The 1,882-nt window shown below is 45.6% G+C and carries 1 protein-coding gene; it reads right to left on the bottom strand.

Annotation, left to right across the window (positions count from 1 at the left end; translation table 11 throughout):
- Positions 1–274: 274 nt before the first annotated feature.
- Entirely contained in the window at positions 275–1,729 is a 1,455-nt protein-coding gene (locus FYJ25_RS14280; protein WP_154581598.1) for a DDE-type integrase/transposase/recombinase, read from the bottom strand.
- Positions 1,730–1,882 lie beyond the last annotated feature (153 nt).

The following is a 1,882-nucleotide window of genomic DNA, read 5'->3' as shown; positions in this document are numbered from 1 at the left end:
GGTAGTGTAAAGTAGCCTATGAAAAAATGGAGCTGAAAAAAAGGCTCCATCGGAACCTTGAAAATTGCAGATATGTTAGCTTTCGGCAGCGTACGCCACCCTTGACGGCACACCAAAACAATGCTCTGAACGTCTTACCGACGGCGAAGAACTCAAGAACAGATAGGTTTCTCCGTCTGATCCACAGCATTGTAGCATTGTTTTGGTGTGCCATCAAGGGCAGAGCCAGAACCTGTGGTTCTGGTGGCTGGATATTTTACCTCCGGCTCGGAATCTAAGAACAGATAGTAGATTCGCTTTGTTGTTTCAGGATTGCCTGCTGACCAAGATAGATGAGAAGCTGCCATTTACCGGGCATGTTTCCGGCACCTTCCAGCAGTTCTACTTTGTTGAGAGGTTCTTTGCCGCCGGATATCTCATGGGGACGCAGGAAGTTATAATAAGCAACCCAAAGAGAGACACTGTGGACAGCACCATCCTCTGTACCATAGCCGCAGGTAATGCGGTAGGATTCCTTGAAAGTACGGTTCAGACGCTCGATGAGTTGCTTGAACGGGCGGAATTCTTTGGATACTTCATCGCCATTGGCAAGACCGATGACCTGGGTGATAAAGACTTCCCAGTTTTTTTCAATCTTAAATTGCTGTGCAGCAAGTGGATAGGCACTGTAGCCATCCGCAATGAATTTAAGGGCTTTGCCGGGGAATTCTCTGAACTTATCAAAGGCCATGCGCATTGTAAGGATACAGGGGCCTACATCCCTGGAGGTTGAGACCTGATACCCGAGGATGGACCGTGAAACCTTGTCCATGATGAGCCAGACATAGGCTTTTACACCGCTGATCTTAATGTATGTTTCATCAGCAGCCAGTTCGTTGGAAGGATTGTAGTCATAAGAGTCTACAAAAGGTTTGATGATCACAGCGGCCGTTTTGGCATAGTTGTTGACCATGGTGTGGGAGATATCGATACCGTGGATATCCTTCAAAGCCTGGACGGTCTGGCGCAGGGAGAGTTTGAGGTTTACCCGATAGGTAAGGCACAGCCCCATGATATAGGCATTGTTCTTCTTATACTTGAAAGAGGTTGCCCATTTGGGAAGCTGGCTGAGGTCCATGTCGAAGAAGTTTACAGAGAACTCCCGGTAAAGATAGCGCAGCTTGTATTTCCAGTATTGTGACCTGGGAAGGTCTTTCGGAAGTTTTTTCAGATTCCGTTTGTAATAGGAGCAGTTGTCATTGACGCATTTGTGGACACGGAAATGCTTACGGTCTTTGACAGGCTGCAGGGCATGGCCGCAGTAGGGGCACTGGAGCTTCAGTGGGGTAGTTACTTTCTCGCCGTTGACAAAGGTCTGGCCACAGATCTTGCATTTGAACTGACCGCGGCCGCCTGTATTATCGTAGATGTACTCATGTGGTGCACCACAGAGAGGACATACGGTATCTTCAGGAACGGTGCGTGTTTTACCTTTTTGGGTTTTGACTGGTTTGACGGCTTTGCCATAACGTAGGCGGTAATACTCGTTCCAGAGCAGCCAGTCCTGTTTGATGAAGGGTTTGATGATGGGAAGCTTATCAGTGAGGAATTTCTGATATTTGGGGCTGTGGAGTTCGTCATGAGCCCATTGTTTCAAAGGGATATATCTGCAGATAAAGAGAATAAGCCAGCAGATTTGCTGATGTTGTTCTTGAATGATAGTAAGTAAATAGAGTATAATGTTATCCATAAGCAATGATTTACCTTTCGTATTTTGTTGAGTTTGGTCACTTACATTATACATGAAAAAGGGGGTCATTGCTTTTTTATTCGTAAAAAGTGATGAAATCCTTGAAAATATAAGGTTTTAAACAAAAATAGGACTGTAAAACTTTACAGTACC

Source organism: Anaerobutyricum soehngenii (assembly GCF_009697165.1).
Taxonomy (GTDB): domain Bacteria; phylum Bacillota; class Clostridia; order Lachnospirales; family Lachnospiraceae; genus Anaerobutyricum; species Anaerobutyricum soehngenii.
Note: the sequence above shows the minus strand (reverse complement) of the source record. Positions and strands in the feature narration are given on the sequence as shown.